Here is a 17,538-nt window from a genome sequence, read left to right as displayed (position 1 = left end):
TAGCCGTTAATTTTAGCTTTATTTAAGCCTTAGCCTTTCGTTCAATGCCGCTTGCCAGTATTATTGGCCAGCAAAATCACCCTAACATACGTGCCACTGATTCTCTATGATAGCCAGCTGCGATACCCCGGGCTTATTGCCCATTTCTGACGCTTTACTCACTATGCTCTCAGCCATCACTGCCATTGACGATAGTAGCTGGTGTCCCTTAGCCGATGCCAATGGGCGTATTGTAGCGGTCGATGTGATATCCCCCGTCATGGTGCCCCCTGCCGATAATTCAGCCATGGACGGTTATGCTTTTCGAGCGGCAGATTTGGCAGAAGTTGATACATTAAGCCTGATCGGCACGTCTTTAGCGGGTAAACCCTTTGAAGGCCAAGTGCGTCAAGGTCAGTGCGTCCGAATTATGACAGGGGCCGTCATTCCTGCTGGTGCCGATGCGGTCGTCATGCAGGAGAACACCCGCATAGTCCAGGCCAGTGAGAAAAGTAGCGGATCATATTCCACAATTCAATTTATCCAGCGCCCCAAGCCAGGTAATAGCATCCGCTTTGCCGGTGAAGACATCACTCAAGGTGCGGTGATCGTGCACAAAGGTTGTCGCTTGCAACCTGCGCATTTGGCCTTATTGGCCTCGGTGGGATTAAACCAATTGCAAGTAGTGCGCCGGGTAAAAGTCGGCTTAATTGCCACGGGCGACGAACTTACCCCCCCGGGTGAAACATTAAAAACCGGCGCGATATTTGAGAGCAACAGTTATGCCTTAAGTGCCATGCTTAAGAATTTTGGTGCCGAGGTTATCAATTTTGGTATAGTGACAGATGATAAAACCCGGTTGCGCCAGGTCTTTACCCAGGCCGATCAGGAATGCGACTTGCTGATTTCATCCGGCGGTGTGTCTGTGGGTGAGGCCGATTATGTCAAAGATATTTTGCAGGAACTCGGTCAGGTCAATTTTTGGAAAGTCGCCATTAAGCCGGGAAAACCATTTGCCTTTGGTAAATTATCCCAAGCCTGGTTTTGTGGTTTGCCGGGTAACCCGGTGTCTTCTTATGTCACCTTCGAACAATTGGTCAAACCCGTACTGGCAAAATTAGCCGCTCAGGCCCCCCGCCCGGCAGAATATTTTATCGCCACTGCTGATTGTGAAATCAAAAAACGCCCGGGACGAGCCGACTACCAGCGGGGCATATACTATCGTGACGAGACGGGTAAGCTTTTGGCCAAACCTATTGCCAAACAAGGCTCGGGGATCATGAGTTCGCTCACCCAGGCCAATTGTTATCTGGTATTGGCCCAAGAGTCCGGCAATATTACCCAAGGCCAGCCTGTCACCATTCAACCTTTTATTACATTGGCATACTAAGTGGCATTTAAAACTGAATTAAAAACTATCGCCCATCTGGCCTGGCCATTACTGGTCGCTCAAATCACCCAAACCTTGATGGGGGTATCCGACACTATTATGGCCGGGCGCTATTCGGCCACGGACATGGCTGCGGTCGCTATAGGTTTTAGCTTTACTATGCCTATTCTGGTCTTTATCCAGGGTATAACCCTGGCTTTGCCGCCTATCATCTCCCGGTTTAACGGAGCCAAACAAGTAGACAAAGTCGCCAATGCCACCTATCAGGTGATGTGGCTAACCTTAGCGTTTTCAATGTTGGCCTTGTTGGTCAGTTTTGTCTTGCACGACTTTTTCCAGATGATCGCCATGGAGGCCGAGTTACGCCAGATCACCATCGAATATGTGCAATATCTGCTTTATAGCATGCCGGCTTTTGCCCTTTACCAGGTGCTGCGCAATTACTGTGAAGGCTTATCCATCACCAAACCTAGCATGATCATTATGGTTATAGGTTTGCTAATAAACATTCCAGCCAATTACGTGTTGATATATGGAAAATTTGGGCTACCGGAACTTGGCGGTGCGGGTTGTGGTGTAGCCACCGGCCTGGTTTTTGCGGCTATGTTAATAGCCACCTGGCTGTATACCCTACATTCTAAAAAGCTTAAAAAGTTTGCCTTGCACGCCAATATACATTGGCCCAATGCCAAAGATATGTTGGCCAGTCTAAAACTCGGTTTACCCATAGCCATGACCATATTGTTTGAGGTAACCCTGTTTACTGTGGTGGCCATTTTACTGGCGCCTTTTGGGGCCACTATAGTAGCGGCTCACCAGGTGGCACTGAACTTCTCATCTTTGATGTTTATGCTGCCTTTGAGCCTAGGTATGGCGACCAGCATTAGGATTGGGCACTTGCTGGGGGAAGGCAAACCACAACAAGCCAAGTTAGCCACCTATTGTGCGCTACTGATGGGCCTAACTATCGCTTGTATCACCGCCTCTTTAACCATTTTAGCCCGGGTACACATAGGCCAGCTATACAGCAACGATATGGCGGTGATCAACATGGCGGCAAGTCTGATGGTTTTGGCGGCCATGTTTCAGTTCTCTGATGCCATCCAGGTCGTCTCAGCTACTGCCCTTCGCGGTTACAAAGATACCGCCGCCATGTTCTACCTGAGTTTTATCTCGTATTGGGTGATAGGCATGACCATCGGCTGTGTGTTAGCCCTCACCGATTGGATCGTACCCAAAATGGCGGCGGCCGGTTTCTGGGTTGGCTTTATCTGTGGCCTCACGTCTGCGGCAATTTTGCTCGGGTTGCGCCTGCGCTACATTCAGCGCCGATATGCACAAGAGGGCATAAACGACAGTTTGACCATTAACACCCAGGTTGCAAAATAAGAGATGCAATTGCTCAATATCGCCTATCGGACTGCGCCCCGGGCCGACATGCAACGCACCTTTAGTGCCATGGTAACCCGTGTATCCGGGCTAGAAGGTGATGCTCGACGCAGACCAGGTAAACGCCAGGTGACCGTACTGAGCATTGAACAATGGCAAGAGGCATGTACGGCCCTGGGCACCACCCTGCCCTGGACAATACGCCGGGCCAATCTGTTAGTTGAAGGCCTAAGCTTTGGCCCTCAGCATGTGGGCAAACAATTGTTTATCGGTGCACTGCACCTTTTGATCACCGGTGAAACCGACCCCTGCCCTAAAATGGATGCCCAGTACCTGGGCTTAACTCAGGCGTTAGTGCCAAACTGGCGCGGTGGCGTGTGTTGCCAAGTGTTAGGCGATGGGCGCATAAAGGTAGGCGACCTGGTTGGCCTTAAATAACCTGGAGCCGGCACGGTAAGCTGGCATCATCGACGTTGAGCTATTTTAATTTCCCTTTTATCACCCTGGCATTGGCTGTATGCAGTATGACTATATGAAACCCAAACTCGACACACCACCACAGCAGCGAACCATTTGTTTTACGGAATTTAAGGCAGACATTGCAAGTTATAGCTTGCCCGAACGTTTTACCTTTCCGTTTTATTACCGGCCCCATCCTTTATGTTTAGTGGCGGCCAAAGAATTGCAAAACCACCTTGAACACCAGACTCAGTGGCAACATAACTTCGGTTTAACTGAGGATCGAGAGCAGGTAATTGGCAAAATGTTCGGTGTTTTGGTAGTTCAAGACGCGGATGGTCGCATAGGCTACCTGTCGGCCTTTTCCGGAAAATTAGCCCAGCAAAATCATTTACCAAAATTTGTGCCGCCGGTTTTTGACATGTTAACCACAGACGGCTTTTTCCTACCCCGGCAACAGCAGATAAACCAGTTAAACCAGCAACTTGAAACACTGGCAACACACCCGGATTATCTCGCTGCACAATCAGCTTTAACCCAGCATCTTGCCGCCAAAGAGCGGTATATCACCGCTTTTAAACAAGATATGCAAGCCAGTCGTCTTGAGCGCCAGGCTCAACGTGCCATCGCCCAACAGACACTCCCCGCGATGAAGCTAGAGCAAAAACAGCAGCAACTCAATCAACAGAGCATTGAACTCAAAATACAGCTTGGCCAGCTAAAATCACACTGGGATACACAGGTAAACGCGGCTCAAATCAAAGTTAATCTATGGGAAGCGCAAATAAGCCAGCATAAGCTTAAACGCAAAACCTTATCTGCTGACTTGCAACAAAAGCTGTTTAAGCAGTACTGTTTTTTTAACGCCAATAAACAGCAAAAAAACCTGGGTGAGCTGTTTGCTGCTACGGTTACGGGCCTTCCGCCTGCCGGGGCGGGTGAATGTGCGGCCCCGAAACTGTTACATTACGCTTATCAGTGGGACTTACGGCCCTTGGCGATGGCAGAGTTCTGGTGGGGGGCGTCGCCAAAAGCTGAACTAAGACGGCATCAGTATTACTATCCTGCTTGTCAGGGTAAATGCCACCCCATTTTGACCCATATGCTTGACGGCCTGGAGGTTGATGACAACCCTATGCTGCTAAACCCCGGTCAGGATAAAAAGCTTACTATCCTCTATCAGGACGCCACCCTGTTAATCATCAATAAGCCGCCAGAGTTACTATCGGTGCCCGGCAAAAATATCAGTGATTCAGTATATGAACGCATCAAGGCCCTTTTCCCTCAGGCCTCCGGGCCCTTAATTGTGCATCGTCTGGATATGTCGACCTCGGGTTTGATGGTTATCGCCTTGACTAAAGAGGCCCATAAAAATTTGCAGAAACAATTTATCAGCCGCAGTGTAGAAAAACGTTATGTGGCTTTGCTTGATGGTCTATTAGCCGGGCAAGAGGGAACGATCACCTTGCCCCTGTGTGGCGATTTTTATGATCGCCCCAGACAGCGCGTTTGTGAAGATTCCGGCAAAGCCGCCGAAACCCGCTGGCAGGTATTGGCTCGGGACCATGTGAAAGGGCAAACTAAAGTATATTTGTACCCCAAAACCGGCCGTACTCACCAGCTACGGGTGCATTGCGCTCATGTTTGTGGCTTGAATATGCCTATAATGGGGGATGATCTCTATGGTAAACAAGGCCAACGTCTGTACCTGCACGCCCAATCCCTCAAAATTAACCACCCGGTCAGCAAAAAATGGCTGCATTTTGAGGTGGGAGCGGGTTTCTAGGTATCGTCGAGAATGTCAGTCGCCTGATTTGAAATGGTCACCACGGAAAACCAAACTTAAAGACAGTGGCATTCTATACTGCGCCATTGGAAAACACGGACAGGAACATTTCCGTGCATGGAAGTTGTCGCAGAAATTCAGGGCTTTGTATTAAGCAAAGATAATTTTGAAAAACCAGCAGGTGAATGCAACACGCTAGAACTGATCTGTTTTGAAGGCCAGAATTTGCACATTGTTAATGGCCATGTGGTGATGGTGCTCAAAAACTCGCGCTATTTAAAAGACGGTGTCAGTACTTCGCTTGTCGAAGGGAAAATTCAGTGGCAAAGCGCAGCGGTCGAAATTTCTTACAAAAAATATTGCGATTCGTGTTTTATCGCTGTTGCCCGCTCAGTACGCCGGTTTGTTTAAATAACGCTTACCAATGTCAGTTGCGTTAGATATAAAACCACCCAATAAAACCGCAGCCGCGGGATACCTTCACCCCATGGTCTACCCCATACCAACTTGAACTGAATGAGCAATTCGGCACCCACTGCGACAACACGCTGGCTGATATGAGAAATACCGAGCCAATTAACTAAACGTGCACACTTAGGCTAAAATCAAAGCAATGCAGAAAATTTCAGGTGTCGATGTCCGCTTGGCAAGCACACCCAGTTCCAACGGAACATCCAAATATTGGGAAATGGATTTGTCAGATTAGGTGTGCGGATAGCTTTAGTTGATTAAACAAAATCTTGAAAATTATATCCTCGATGGTATAAAAAGTAGTGACGATCTTAATAAAGACTAGGGTGTTTCGCAGTATCGAAAAAGCTGCCAAAATTGCCTTTTCCACAAATAAGTCATTTCAATTTTTGCCATTATTTCTAACAATTAACATATTAGGCAGTGATATGAAAAACGATAAAAAGAATGAGCTACATAATCGTGAAATTACACTCGAAGACAGTGAAGCTGAAGCAGCGTGCCCGTTTGAAGAATCCGTCGCTGGAGAAGAAGATCCGGGTTCAGCACTTGAAGAGTTAGTTGAGCGCGACAAAAATGAAACGAAAAATCACGAACAGAATTAGCAGAAAGTTCTCTGACGCCGCATTGCTGTGGATATCTCATTTACCTTGAATATGGTAATTTACCCGTCAATCTTCAGCTTCAGTAGGATATGTAAATTTAATCAACTAGCGAGGCAGTTATCACGCCTAAGATGCATGCGTCGTCAATTGAGCTTATAATCACCCTCTGATTTTATTAACAAGTTAGTGCCCTGCCCCCATGCATGACGGCGAGTTACATAGACCATTTTAAAATTATCTGTTTTTTGATATTTAACCTGTCTACGTACATTTTTTTGTAGTCAAGGGAACTCAAGGCTTCCGGGCGCTGTCTTTTTTCTTCGCCGGGCTACCAGGTACCCACCAGCGCTTGGACTGGCGCCGGGCTTCGCCTTCGGGCATCTTTGCAGTTTTCCACATAGAAAACACGATAGAGCCGCCAATAAGTATCGCCGTCAAAAGCAGCGCCACTTCGGTGGGGATGACCTTGGCGCCGAACCAGGCATTGAGGACCATTTTCAGTCCGACCACCACCAGCACCAGAGATAGCCCGTATTTCAAATAGTGGAAGCGGTGGAGGATGCCGGCTAGAGCAAAATAGAGTACCCGCAAGCCAAGTATGGCGAAGACGTTGGAGGTATAGACAATAAACGGGTCGGTTGTGATTGCGAAGATCGCGGGAATGGAATCCAGTGCAAATACCACATCCGTCAGCTCAACGAGTACTAGCACGATAAGCAACGGCGTGATGTAACGGACGCCGTCTTTGCGCACCGTGAACCGGCCGCCTTCAAAACCCTCGGTCACCCGGAAGTGTCGTTTCATCAGCCGAACGACAGGGTTATTTTCCACATCCGGCTCGGCACCCACGGTAATCAGCATCTTGATACCTGTAAAAATCAGGAAGGCGCCAAACAGGTAGATCACCCAGTGAAACGTCTCAATCAGTGATGCGCCGACCAGGATCAGCGCGCCCCTCATGACCAGGGCTCCGAGTATGCCCCAGAACAACACCCTGTACTGGTACTCCTGAGGCACCGAAAAGTGCGTAAAGATCAGCACAAACACAAAGATGTTATCGATGCTGAGGCTTTTTTCTATCAGGTAGCCGGTAATGAACTGATAGCCTTCTTTCTCACCTACGAAATGGAACATCCCAGCCGCAAACAGAAAGGCCAGCACCATATAGCCCAGGCTTAGCCAAAGCGCGTGGGCCACCGTAATCTGCCGATTGCCTCGATGCAGAAGCCCAAGATCCAGTGCCAACAGGCCAACCACAAACAAATTGAATAGCACCCAAGGCCAGATACCGCTGATCATTTAGTGATCATTTTTCCGGGATTCAGAAATCCAGTCCGTTAATGCAAAGAACAGCCCGGAAAGCACAAAGGTTAAGTGAATGCCTACTTTCCAGCCAAGTTGCTCATTAGTGTACAGGTCACTCACCAGGAAGGCTTTGAGCAGCTCTACTGCCGAGATGGCGACAATGGCACCAATCAATTTGAGTTTGAGATCGGCAAAGCCAACTCGGCCCATCCAGGCTGGCCGATCTTCGTGGCCACTAACCGAAATTTTCGATACGAAATTCTCATAACCGCTGAAAATGATGATCAGCAGCAGGCTGGCAATCAGCGCCGTATCCACCAGGGTGAGGATGGAAATTACTGTTTCATACTCATCGGCGCTCCAGGCGCTCATGACAAGCGTACCCAGTTCCTTCATGAACTTGATCAGCAAAACCAGAATAGCGATGATGAGACCGACGAAAAACGGCGCCAATAGCCATCGACTGGCAAAAATTCCTGCTTCCAGCTTTTTTTCGAACGATTGCATTTATTCACTTCAGTTTATCGGGACTAGTCTAAGAAGGATAAACGCTATCTCTGATCCAAGCAATGAGCAACAGGCTGTCTTGGGCTGCAATTGTGAAGCAAAACTGGCTATTCGAATAACTTGTAGCTGACTAAAAAAGGGAAATGGGTTGCTTAACTGAATCAAACGGACAGGTGTTGTTAGCCTCACCTCAAAATCGGACTTTATGGCACCAAGCCGTTATTCAGTCTGCTATTGATGAGAAGTCTATTTGCGAAATACTATTTCAAACAAATAGCGCATGGCTGGTAATGGCGCTTTTGAGCCGCTTAGGATGACACTTTACGGTATACTTAAGCGCAGCACACAGTACATATAAACTTAAGAACTATAGACACTTTTAATGTATATCCTTTACTATCTAAGAATAATAGCTTTGGATCTAAATTATGGCAGTTCTAGAAACTATTCTTCATCAATCAATGATATACAATCCTTCGTCGCCAAATGCCAAGCATGGCTTTATTCCAAATCCTAAGTCCAAGAAAATAAAAGCGTTCCCACAGATATTCTTTTCAGATGGTGAGCCTTGAAAAGAAGCCAACCGGTATGCATTTAGTCGTTTCTACTATTCAAAGAAAAATCTCAAAACCGTAAGTCGTGATATGAGTCACATTGCTCGATATACCGATTGGCCTTGAGAAGGAACATCTTCACTGGCTCCACTTCCCGAAGAAGAAACGAGAGCGGTGCTTGTTTCGATTTAAAGGGTTCTTGGTTGAGTGTCCAGTCAGGTTCATCGGTCATGGGACATCTTCAATATATAATCTATTTCAAGACGGTCTCATAATTATAGTTCACTTAAAGAGCACATCTTGTCAATATATTCAAACTAGACCTGACAGGGAAGTAAGAGCGAATTATAGGATTAACCAATTTCGACTTCCGGCAGATCGCTCGGAGTTGTCAGTCAAAAATGTGCCAATAGCGGCCAGTTGGACTTACTTAATTCGAACTGAACTGATTTTTGCCGCTAGATTGTAGCTCTGGTTCTAAAACTAAATGGGCATTCACAACTTTAAGGCTGTCATAAAAAATTTGCCTCTTTTACACGCAAAAATCTTCTATTGACCATTCGATAAGTTTACTTACTTCTGCCATCCTTTCATCCAAATCGCGCAATCAAGGACCCAGGGTTGTTGTCATTGCAGCAATCTGTTTCGTGATTTAAGCGTATCTATAATTGGTGTCTCGGTAAGATTTCAACCGTATATTAGTGCTTACGGTGCTCTTTCTTCCTAAAGGCCGCAATGTTATGGCCTAAGTGGCCATATTCATAGCCAGTTGCATAGTAATATACCACTATAAGAATTAACGGAATAAGGGGAGTTAATACCACGGTTGCCAACATTACCGATGTTGCTAGCAAGAATACTGCTGTCATGACCAGTCCAAAAACAATCATCATAACAATTGTTTTCATATGATATAGAGCGATGCCCGCATTAACCGGCAAGTTTAAGAATACGCGTTTTTTACCGGTAATTGCATAGCGAATAAGGGCAACCTTAAACATGGTGCCTTGAACAATAAGCCAAACCAATTCGATAGCAAAGCGAATCATCATGTCTCCAGCTTCGGCTACTATACATGTATACAAAGTAGGGGAATTCTCGTCTCCAAAGATCCATGTCCAGAAACAACCCAATGATCTAAACAGATTACCTAGCTCTCCAGCACCTGCGCTAAATATTATAATTGTCGGAATGATTAGATAGAACAAGGTCATAAACCAAAGAACTAGGCCTTTTTTAAAAAACAAAGATATATCGGCAGTTGGCAGTATTTCTTTTTCATGCGCGGTCATGCGACTAACTAAAGAAAATCGCCAACCTTGCAGCAATATCAAGTTAACGATTGGAACAAATCCCAAAACCGGAACCCACCACATTTTAGGTAGCCAGTTTTTTTGATAAAATGGAAACACAAATGGATAGAAAAAGCTATGCCCTTTCTCTTGGTGTTCATGATCTGTTTGTTCTATGGGTAGTGCTTCCACTCAGGGCGCGAGCGAACTTTGTAACTAATTTGTAAACAATACATCATGACGATAGTTCTCGTCCCATGCCGCCTTGTTCATCTTGCGTGGCATGCTCTGTTTCCCATTGTCTCGCCTGAGTAAATTCAATACGAAACGCCTTACTGTCGCCATATTCTGCGCGGCCTTGCGTGTGTAAATGGTTTGAGCATCTTCTCTGAATACAACGTCTAGCACCCAGTGCTGACGATTTTCAGTGTCCCAGTGACGACGTGTGGCATCCGCTGCCAGGGCTAAGGGGAGGTGGGTGGTGCAAGCAAAATAAGCGGTTTCGTGACTGACTTTATTCGCTATCTTGCGGGTTCTAACGACCGCGATAACGCTTTCTAACATTGACCACTTTATCTTGAGTGCCTCGCCAAGAGTAGCAGGCAGGCTATATACACAACGAGACTCTTCCCGGCCATGACCTTTATTCTCACTTGCCTCTGCGATGTGGTCCTGGGTTTGAGATTGTTGCCAGTATGCCTGAAATGCCCCATCTATCTGATTGAATAAGGCGTCCTGGTTTTTTTTGACTTGTACGAGTGCATCGCCGCCGCGTTTTTTGATCAAGCTCAGTGTGTCACTTTGGCAGTGCAGTGCATCCATCGTCACAATGCAATCCTGGATATCCAGTGCATCAAGCAGATCACACACCGCTTGAATTTCCTGACCTTTGCCTTGTGTGGCACTATGATAGAGCACTAAGCCTTGCTGCACATCAAAGGCTGAGACAATACTCAGGGGCGAGGCTTTACCACTGCGCTCGACACCCCGAATATCTTTCCCATCTAATGCAATTAATGGCTTGCCATGGCGGGTGCGCCGCACATTCGCCCACTTGACTAAGGCACCGACAAAGCTATCCGGCACGACAGCACGGACTATCTTGGCGATGTTATGCCGGGTGGGTATGCCATTCTCATAAGGCAAATAGCGGCGTAACCAGTCAAGATTGCCGTCACCGAAATCTTGTATATCTGACCACCCTTTCTGGCCACAGGCTAAAGCCGCCACCACTAGGAACATGATTTCCAGTAACGGATATGTTTGATTAATATGCGAGCGTGTCTCTTGAACGTCTTTTAAGCAGTCGATGAGTTCCATATGATAATACCGATTGGGGAAAGTTGACGATCTGATCGACCCTCAAGCAAAAAGTTCCAGACTGTTTATATCAATAGGTGATCGATAGATGACTAATTATAACCTAAAGTTTGATCCCGCCCTGTGCTTCCACTGACTCTGGCACATCGCTTTGTATTGTATCATTGTTAGGATTATCGTCATTAATGCTCATTACTATTCCTTGAGTCTATTGAAATCACTTTTTACATTAGTTATCGAATTGAGGTTATAGCGTAATACAAATCATAAGTGGCTTTTCAATGTTGAAAAAAACTGATTTTCAATAAAAAAATCATAAATATATGAGGCATCTATATTTTTTGTATATAAAACCTAGCATATTTAAAGTCTTGTTGGAAAGCTTAATTTTGAGCAATATATTCTTAAATTAAAAGGTTTTACCGAAAATGGTAAGAGTATAGACGGAACGACATACTATATCGGTAAAGTGGTTCTATGGGGTCGTAGTAGAACGACTATTAAAATGCTTCCTTGACAAAGTTTGTCGATTAAAATAGGGTGCGATAGACTATTTATTAGTCACTTAAAGATCATTTATTAATCACTTTCAAAACTACAAAAATATTGGCAGTTCCGAGTATGAATGTCCTAGTTTGCTCTTCGTGAGCCTTATTTGGTAAACGCCTAACTTTGGCACCTTGTTCTCGTTGCATCCAACAAACACTAAGGAAAGGACATGCAACTAGGTAAAACCAAAATAACAAGCTTATTAATAGTAGCCTTTACTCTCACGCTCGCTTCGTGCGCATATGTCGACACTGGCGCTTTTACTAAACCTACCAAAACCCAAACTATTAAGGTTGAAGATGATATTAACATTGGTATTGAACGGTACGATGACGATGCAGTAGACGATTATATGAGCGGTCTAAAAGGTGTCGTACAATTTTTAAATGCAACACAAACTGCCGATTCCAGCACCATAATGCACGGTCAAATGTTATTAGGGTTAGCTTTAGGTCAAATGAAAACGTCTAAAATTGAAATCGAAGTTTGGCCTTTAGGCGCTCGAAACAAAGTTTGGGACATAAAAGGTAAACGCATTCAAAGCTATAACGATTTGGTCAACGAAGAAAGAGATAGAATTTTGGCAGATGATCAATATAGCGATAAACTAAAAAATTTGGTGAAATCAATTAAGCTCATTACCAAAGAAACATTACTAAGTAACTGAGGATGCATGTCATGAAGAGATATACTATATCAGTGTTTATTGCGAGCTTTCTATTGAGTGCTTGTTCAACCAATTGGGCTGTTGTTGAGCCTGTAGATGAATTAAAACAACGTTTAGCATTATGGAACGGCGAGACTGCAAAACGTCTAGTGAATCAAATCGGTCCTTCTACTGGCATCGGCGCAGATGCACAAGGCAATGAGGTCTTAGAATATCATAAAGAGATAGTGGCACCTGACAACAAACTCTGGCATTGCAAAGTACAGTTTACGGTAGATAGTGCACGCAAAATTATCGATACACGCTTAGTTAGTCGCAATGAGAATGTTTGGGGAGACTATATGCCTTGCGTTCACATCATACAAGTACCCAATTAAACTTGTCTAATGCCAACAAAAGTAAGTTTTGAATCACTTTTGTTGGTTTATATTTATGATTCTTACCCGATAGGAATTTACACACCATCTTAAAGCTTTCGGCGAAATCAGCAAGTTTGATACCAACTCAAAACGACATGTTTTATTGATACAAACAAGCAACTTACTGCCACCTATCTGAGTCTTGCGGAACGATTTTACCCTTCAAACGACTTCAATAGATGGGGTTAGAGACATAAATTTATCCAGGTTTTATGGCCGCTTGAACTAAAAGTACAAACCGGCTTTATACTGATGGACTTTATTAGCAAAATACACCTATAAAATTCTAAGTGCTTATGTCTCCTTGTCGGAGCACTTTTCATTAGGATGCCAAAAGAAAACATCAAACAATTTTAAAGATAAGCAGATTTTCTGAATGGCCGCTCATCGCTCATTGCCGTCAGTCATGTCTTATTATTCGTTTGCCCATCGACCACTCGATATAGTCAGAATTAATGTTAAAATCAGCTTGGTAGCAATAGACATAATTACAGGTAAAGAGCTAGAAAATTTCACAAAGCCGTAGACATTTCTAAAACCTATGCAAGCCTTTATCTATATGGCCTGCAAAGCATGTCTATAGGTATGTCTGTTTACCGTATTTATTACTCTTTTCATCGGAGCCTTAATGTTGAAATGCAAGCAGTGCAACTGACGCTTGCCTTGGGTATCATTGCACCTCTTTTAGGTTACCAACTGTTGTTATGTCTTTTTTCTCGAAATTACCTGTAACCACTGTCGCCCTTATTGTCGTTTGTATCGGTTCTTTTATCGGGCCACTGGGTATGGCCTCGGTGAATATTGCGATCCCGGATCTGGCTGCCGAGTTACAAGCCAATGCCAAAATGGTCAGTTGGTTACCCACTATTTTTTTATTGGCCAATGTGGCGTTTATGCTGCCCTTTGGTAAGTTAGCCGACAATTACGGCCGTAAACGTGTGTATGCAGGGGGGCTCGCCCTTAACGCCCTGGCGTCCATGATGTGTGCCTTTGGCACCAGCATTGAGTGGATTTTGTTTTGGCGATTTATACAAGGCGCAGCTTCGGCCATGATCTTCGGTACCGGGGTGGCCATACTCACCTCGGTCACCCCGCCAAGCAAGCGAGGTTTTGCCCTGGGGATCAGTGCAGCTTGTGTTTATGTGGGATTAACGGTCGCCCCTGCCATAGGCGGTTGGTTAACGGAGCTCTGGGGCTGGCGGTCGGTTTTTTTGTTTCAAATCCCCCTGGTGGCCATCTTGCTGATCCTGATCAAGTTACGCCTGCACGGCGATTGGAAAAACGACAGACGATCGGCATTCGACTGGCGTGGAACGGCAATTTTTGCCTTGTCTGCCACCTGTTTGGTATTTGGTCTCAGTATGCTGCCCAGCTTAACCGGCCTGGTTTTGCTAACAGTCGCTATTATCAGTATGGGCCTGTTTGTTTTGCATCAGAGTCGCCATAAAGAACCGCTGATCCGGGTGCAGATGTTTCGTGAAAGCCGGGTCTTTTCTATGTCGCTGAGTACTTCATTGCTGATGTATGCCAGTATTTATCCTTTGACCTTCCTGCTGAGTTTATACCTGCAATATGTAAAGGGCTTTAGTCCGTCCGACGCAGGCCAAATCATTCTGATCCAGGCGTTTTCCATGGCCTTTTTAGCACCCTTATCCGGACGCCTTTCAGACAAGGTACAACCCAGACTATTGGCGACGTTGGGTTGTGCGATCGTCGCCTGCGGTTTTTTTATTCTCAGTCGCATGGACTTACAAAGTAGCGCCTTTTATATCGGCTCATCACTATTTTTGATTGGTATAGGTTTCGGTTTATTTTCCACACCCAATAACAATGCCATTATGGGCGCAGTGCATATGCGTGAACTGGGGGTTGCTTCGGCCAGTATGAACCTGGCGCGCACTATAGGTAACCTGGTGGGTATGAGTTTGGTCAATTTGCTGGTACATCATTTTCTGGGAGATGAACAAATTACTCCTGCCCAATACCCGGCCCTGTTGCAAACCGTGGTATTAGCATTGAATATCTCCTTTGGGTGTGCCTTAGGGGCCTGTTTTATTTCAAGCCTCAGAGGCCGAGAAACCAAACCTCAGCCCTGATAACGGCCAAATAAAACAAAGCCGCGTAGCTGGCGGTGGGGGCTATGCCGTGGAAGCTACGCGGTGGAAGCTACGCCGTGGAAGCTACGCGGTGGCCGCCACTCGGTGGCCGCCACTCACTAGATAAAGCTTTATTTATTGGCTTTTGCCGGCGTGGTGCGTTTACGGCTAGCGCCGGGTTTGCTCACTTTTTTGTTTTTGCCACCGCTGGTTTTATCAAACACGATTTGAGTTTGAGTGGATTTATTGGTCCGGCTGGGGCGACTATGACGAGACACGGTTTTGAGTAAGGATTCACGGTTACTGACTTCAAAGCCAGGTTTAACAATACGCGTGATTTTGCTGCCGATTAATCGTTCAATCCGCTCCACGGTACGCTCTTCTTCACGGCTGACAAAAGAGATGGCATGCCCTGCTTTTCCGGCCCGACCTGTGCGCCCAATACGGTGCACGTAATCTTCTGGAAGGTAGGGTAAGTTAAAGTTCACTACGTGATCCAGACCCTGAATATCCAAGCCTCTGGCGGCAACTTCTGTGGCGATCAGTACCTGCAATTTGGCGGATTTAAAATCGGCCAAGGCACGACGTCTGGCACCCTGGCTCTTATCTGCATGACAAACACCGGCTTCAATTTTGCTCACTTTGAGCGCGGCCATCAATGTATCGGCTTGCTCTTTAGTGCTGGTAAATACCAGCACTTGATACCAGTTTTGCTCAGCCAGCAGGGTTTTGAATAATTCAATTTTTTGCGACTCGCCCACTGGATACATCACGTGTTCAACGGTATCTGCGGTGCTGTTTAGTCGGGTACCGCGAATTTCCTGGTGGTTATTCAAGATCTTGTGCGCCAGCTCATTCACACTAGGGGAGATGGTAGCCGAGAATAACAAGGTCTGATGTTTTTTATTGATCTGTTGCAACATGTGCTGCACATCGGCAATAAAACCCATATCGAGCATACGGTCAGCTTCATCTAGTACCACAAATTCCACGTTGGCTAAATGCACATTGTTCAGGGTCATATGTTCCAGCAAACGCCCCGGGGTAGAGATTAAGATATCCACTCCTGCTTTGAGTTTGGCGGCCTGGCCCCCCATTTTCACACCACCGTAAAAAGCCGTGACATTCAATGTGGTGAACTGGGCATATGCTGCAATGGTATTGGCCAGCTGTTCTGCCAGTTCCCGGGTGGGAGTCAAGATCAGGGCCCGAGGATTACCTGACTGGGCGGCCTTGGGTTTGTCGAGCATCTGTTGCAAAATAGGCAGAGCAAAGGCCGCTGTTTTACCCGTACCGGTTTGCGCCGTGGCCAGCAAGTCTCGCCCTCTTCTGGCAGGCACAATAGCTTGTTCTTGCACGGGGGTCATATCGCTGTAACCACAAACGTCAATGGCGTCTTGCAGTTGTTTGGCTAAATCTAATGATGAAAATTTCATGCTAATTCCTCTACCGGCAGACCAAAACATAGACGCAACCTGTTTACATACTATGTTTGTAAAAAGTTGCCTGAACCCTGCTCACTTAGCGGCGCCGGGATCTGAATGTTGAAATTGCTTGGTTGTAGTTAAAAAATGATGGCGAAATATACAGGATTTTACCCCAAGGGGTGTCATAGATTGTGTGTATTTGGCAATAAAAAGCACGTTAACCCTTAATAACCTGGGTTATCCAGGTTAACGCAGATGATAATCAGGCTTATAGTTGAGCTTTTAGGTAATCCAGGGCACCCACTACGGCCGCCACTTGCGCCGCTATACATTCTTTTGACGTTGCATTGACGCCATCTGGGTATACCTCGGTAGTAGTGGTGAACTTGGCATTTGAGAAACCAGCACATAATCCCAGCTCGTGTAAGGGATAATTGATCACGCCGTGCTGGGCCAGATCCGAGCCAATTAACTTTCCTGTTTCATCCGCCAAGGCGATATGGGTTACCTTTTCTACCGAGGCTATTACCGCACTTTGAAATTCCGGGCGCGGATCGTGGCTGTCACCTACAGTATAAAAACCATCAGGGATATTCCAGTTATCTTGCTCGATGCCATCACGTGCCGCCAAGGCCGGTCTAAATTCACTATTGTCCGTGTCTGTGGTCTCATGTAAATCGATATGAGCCAGAAAATCCAGCCCCAACGACGCCACATAGGCCATAATGTTAGCCGCTTCAGGCGCCGGGCTATTGGTCACAAAAGAGCGGTTCGGATCAACAGCTTGGGGGTTCCAGCGATTGATGGTTTCATAACCCCAGGGGCTGATACAGGGGGCTACCACAATATTAAAGTATTGGGCATAATGTTTGGCTTGGTGGGCGGCAAAATATAAAGCACCATGCACACCACTGGTTTCGTAACCATGCACCCCACCGGTCACCAAAACGGTGGGTTTATTTGGGGAAAAGAGCTTGGTTTTAATCACAAACAGAGGATATTGGCCCGCTGCGTAATCCAGGGTGGCGTACTGCTCAATATCAAACTCTGCCCTAAGCGGCTCAATTTGGCTAACCACATCATCTACATAACTGCGCTTTTTGTTTTGCTCAGCCAGCCAGGCTTTTTTCTCGCTCTCGCCCCAAGGTTTGTCCGGTGTGCCAATGTGATAGGTTGAAGCCTGTGTCATATTTTACCTTTATAAACTATTGTTTGGTTGCCAATAACGACTTAAAAGTCGCCGTTTAGAATTGGGATGATAAAACAAAATGCCTATCAGTTCTGCATGCCAGGAATATGAATTTGAAGCTTGCAACCTAGCCG

The 17,538-nt window shown here is 46.0% G+C and carries 15 protein-coding genes; 9 read left to right on the top strand and 6 right to left on the bottom strand.

The features are described from left to right. Nucleotides 1-106: 106 nt before the first annotated feature. The 6 genes from moeA (at nucleotide 107) to AC3RV5_RS10140 (ending at nucleotide 6,079) form a co-directional block, all read left to right on the top strand. A complete protein-coding gene (gene moeA, locus AC3RV5_RS10165) occupies nucleotides 107-1,369 on the top strand; it encodes a molybdopterin molybdotransferase MoeA (protein ID WP_489731808.1) in 1,263 nt (420 codons plus the stop codon). Continuing rightward, nucleotides 1,370-2,758: an MATE family efflux transporter gene (locus AC3RV5_RS10160; protein WP_489731807.1), complete on the top strand. Its 1,389-nt coding sequence runs from the start codon at nucleotides 1,370-1,372 to the stop codon at nucleotides 2,756-2,758. A 3-nt stretch (nucleotides 2,759-2,761) separates the two neighbouring features. Then, a complete protein-coding gene (locus AC3RV5_RS10155; protein ID WP_489731806.1) occupies nucleotides 2,762-3,196 on the top strand; it encodes an MOSC domain-containing protein in 435 nt (144 codons plus the stop codon). Between the two features lie 94 nt (nucleotides 3,197-3,290). Continuing rightward, complete coding sequence (locus AC3RV5_RS10150) at nucleotides 3,291-5,003, top strand: RluA family pseudouridine synthase (protein WP_489731805.1); 1,713 nt, start codon at nucleotides 3,291-3,293, stop codon at nucleotides 5,001-5,003. Nucleotides 5,004-5,120: 117 nt separating this feature from the next. Further along, entirely contained in the window at nucleotides 5,121-5,414 is a 294-nt protein-coding gene (locus AC3RV5_RS10145) for a LamG domain-containing protein (protein ID WP_489731804.1), read from the top strand. A gap of 488 nt (nucleotides 5,415-5,902) precedes the next feature. Continuing rightward, a complete protein-coding gene (locus tag AC3RV5_RS10140; protein WP_489731803.1) occupies nucleotides 5,903-6,079 on the top strand; it encodes a hypothetical protein in 177 nt (58 codons plus the stop codon). 291 nt (nucleotides 6,080-6,370) lie between these two features. Here AC3RV5_RS10140 and AC3RV5_RS10135 read toward each other — a convergent pair whose 3' ends face one another. From AC3RV5_RS10135 to AC3RV5_RS10120, 4 genes are all read right to left on the bottom strand, one after another. After that, the gene (locus AC3RV5_RS10135; RefSeq protein WP_489731802.1) at nucleotides 6,371-7,378 is read right to left on the bottom strand and encodes a TerC family protein; all 1,008 of its coding nucleotides are present in this window, start codon (nucleotides 7,376-7,378) and stop codon (nucleotides 6,371-6,373) included. Further along, the gene (locus AC3RV5_RS10130; RefSeq protein ID WP_489731801.1) at nucleotides 7,379-7,891 is read right to left on the bottom strand and encodes a TIGR00645 family protein; all 513 of its coding nucleotides are present in this window, start codon (nucleotides 7,889-7,891) and stop codon (nucleotides 7,379-7,381) included. It abuts the gene before it with no gap. 1,252 nt (nucleotides 7,892-9,143) lie between these two features. Then, complete coding sequence (locus tag AC3RV5_RS10125) at nucleotides 9,144-9,929, bottom strand: DUF4013 domain-containing protein (RefSeq protein WP_489731800.1); 786 nt, start codon at nucleotides 9,927-9,929, stop codon at nucleotides 9,144-9,146. A gap of 24 nt (nucleotides 9,930-9,953) precedes the next feature. Beyond that, entirely contained in the window at nucleotides 9,954-11,057 is a 1,104-nt protein-coding gene (locus tag AC3RV5_RS10120; RefSeq protein WP_489728374.1) for an ISAs1 family transposase, read from the bottom strand. Between the two features lie 718 nt (nucleotides 11,058-11,775). Between AC3RV5_RS10120 and AC3RV5_RS10115 the strand changes: the two genes are divergently transcribed. The 3 genes from AC3RV5_RS10115 to AC3RV5_RS10105 all read left to right on the top strand — a co-directional run bounded on the left by AC3RV5_RS10115 (nucleotide 11,776) and on the right by AC3RV5_RS10105 (nucleotide 14,788). After that, the gene (locus tag AC3RV5_RS10115) at nucleotides 11,776-12,273 is read left to right on the top strand and encodes a hypothetical protein (protein WP_489731799.1); all 498 of its coding nucleotides are present in this window, start codon (nucleotides 11,776-11,778) and stop codon (nucleotides 12,271-12,273) included. A gap of 11 nt (nucleotides 12,274-12,284) precedes the next feature. Continuing rightward, nucleotides 12,285-12,650, top strand: a complete 366-nt coding sequence (locus tag AC3RV5_RS10110; protein WP_489731798.1) for a hypothetical protein — start codon at nucleotides 12,285-12,287, stop codon at nucleotides 12,648-12,650. Between the two features lie 746 nt (nucleotides 12,651-13,396). Next, nucleotides 13,397-14,788: an MFS transporter gene (locus AC3RV5_RS10105; protein WP_489731797.1), complete on the top strand. Its 1,392-nt coding sequence runs from the start codon at nucleotides 13,397-13,399 to the stop codon at nucleotides 14,786-14,788. Nucleotides 14,789-14,919: 131 nt separating this feature from the next. Here the strand turns inward: AC3RV5_RS10105 and AC3RV5_RS10100 are convergent, their stop codons facing one another. Next, nucleotides 14,920-16,224, bottom strand: coding sequence for a DEAD/DEAH box helicase (locus AC3RV5_RS10100; RefSeq protein ID WP_489731796.1), 1,305 nt, complete (start codon nucleotides 16,222-16,224; stop codon nucleotides 14,920-14,922). Nucleotides 16,225-16,483: 259 nt separating this feature from the next. After that, complete coding sequence (locus AC3RV5_RS10095) at nucleotides 16,484-17,404, bottom strand: M14 family metallopeptidase (protein WP_489731795.1); 921 nt, start codon at nucleotides 17,402-17,404, stop codon at nucleotides 16,484-16,486. Nucleotides 17,405-17,538: the final 134 nt, after the last annotated feature.

Source organism: Paraglaciecola sp. IT1134, from assembly GCF_058068185.1.
Note: the sequence above shows the minus strand (reverse complement) of the source record. Positions and strands in the feature narration are given on the sequence as shown.

Bases quoted from the DNA above. Each gene is read 5' to 3' on its own strand.
- moeA (WP_489731808.1), top strand. From the start codon at position 107: ATGATAGCCAGCTGCGATACCCCGGGCTTATTGCCCATTTCTGACGCT.
- AC3RV5_RS10155 (WP_489731806.1), top strand. From the start codon at position 2,762: ATGCAATTGCTCAATATCGCCTATCGGACTGCGCCCCGGGCCGACATG.
- AC3RV5_RS10150 (WP_489731805.1), top strand. From the start codon at position 3,291: ATGAAACCCAAACTCGACACACCACCACAGCAGCGAACCATTTGTTTT.
- AC3RV5_RS10145 (WP_489731804.1), top strand. From the start codon at position 5,121: ATGGAAGTTGTCGCAGAAATTCAGGGCTTTGTATTAAGCAAAGATAAT.
- AC3RV5_RS10140 (WP_489731803.1), top strand. From the start codon at position 5,903: ATGAAAAACGATAAAAAGAATGAGCTACATAATCGTGAAATTACACTC.
- AC3RV5_RS10135 (WP_489731802.1), bottom strand. From the start codon at position 7,378: ATGATCAGCGGTATCTGGCCTTGGGTGCTATTCAATTTGTTTGTGGTT.
- AC3RV5_RS10130 (WP_489731801.1), bottom strand. From the start codon at position 7,891: ATGCAATCGTTCGAAAAAAAGCTGGAAGCAGGAATTTTTGCCAGTCGA.
- AC3RV5_RS10120 (WP_489728374.1), bottom strand. From the start codon at position 11,057: ATGGAACTCATCGACTGCTTAAAAGACGTTCAAGAGACACGCTCGCAT.
- AC3RV5_RS10115 (WP_489731799.1), top strand. From the start codon at position 11,776: ATGCAACTAGGTAAAACCAAAATAACAAGCTTATTAATAGTAGCCTTT.
- AC3RV5_RS10110 (WP_489731798.1), top strand. From the start codon at position 12,285: ATGAAGAGATATACTATATCAGTGTTTATTGCGAGCTTTCTATTGAGT.
- AC3RV5_RS10105 (WP_489731797.1), top strand. From the start codon at position 13,397: ATGTCTTTTTTCTCGAAATTACCTGTAACCACTGTCGCCCTTATTGTC.
- AC3RV5_RS10100 (WP_489731796.1), bottom strand. From the start codon at position 16,224: ATGAAATTTTCATCATTAGATTTAGCCAAACAACTGCAAGACGCCATT.
- AC3RV5_RS10095 (WP_489731795.1), bottom strand. From the start codon at position 17,404: ATGACACAGGCTTCAACCTATCACATTGGCACACCGGACAAACCTTGG.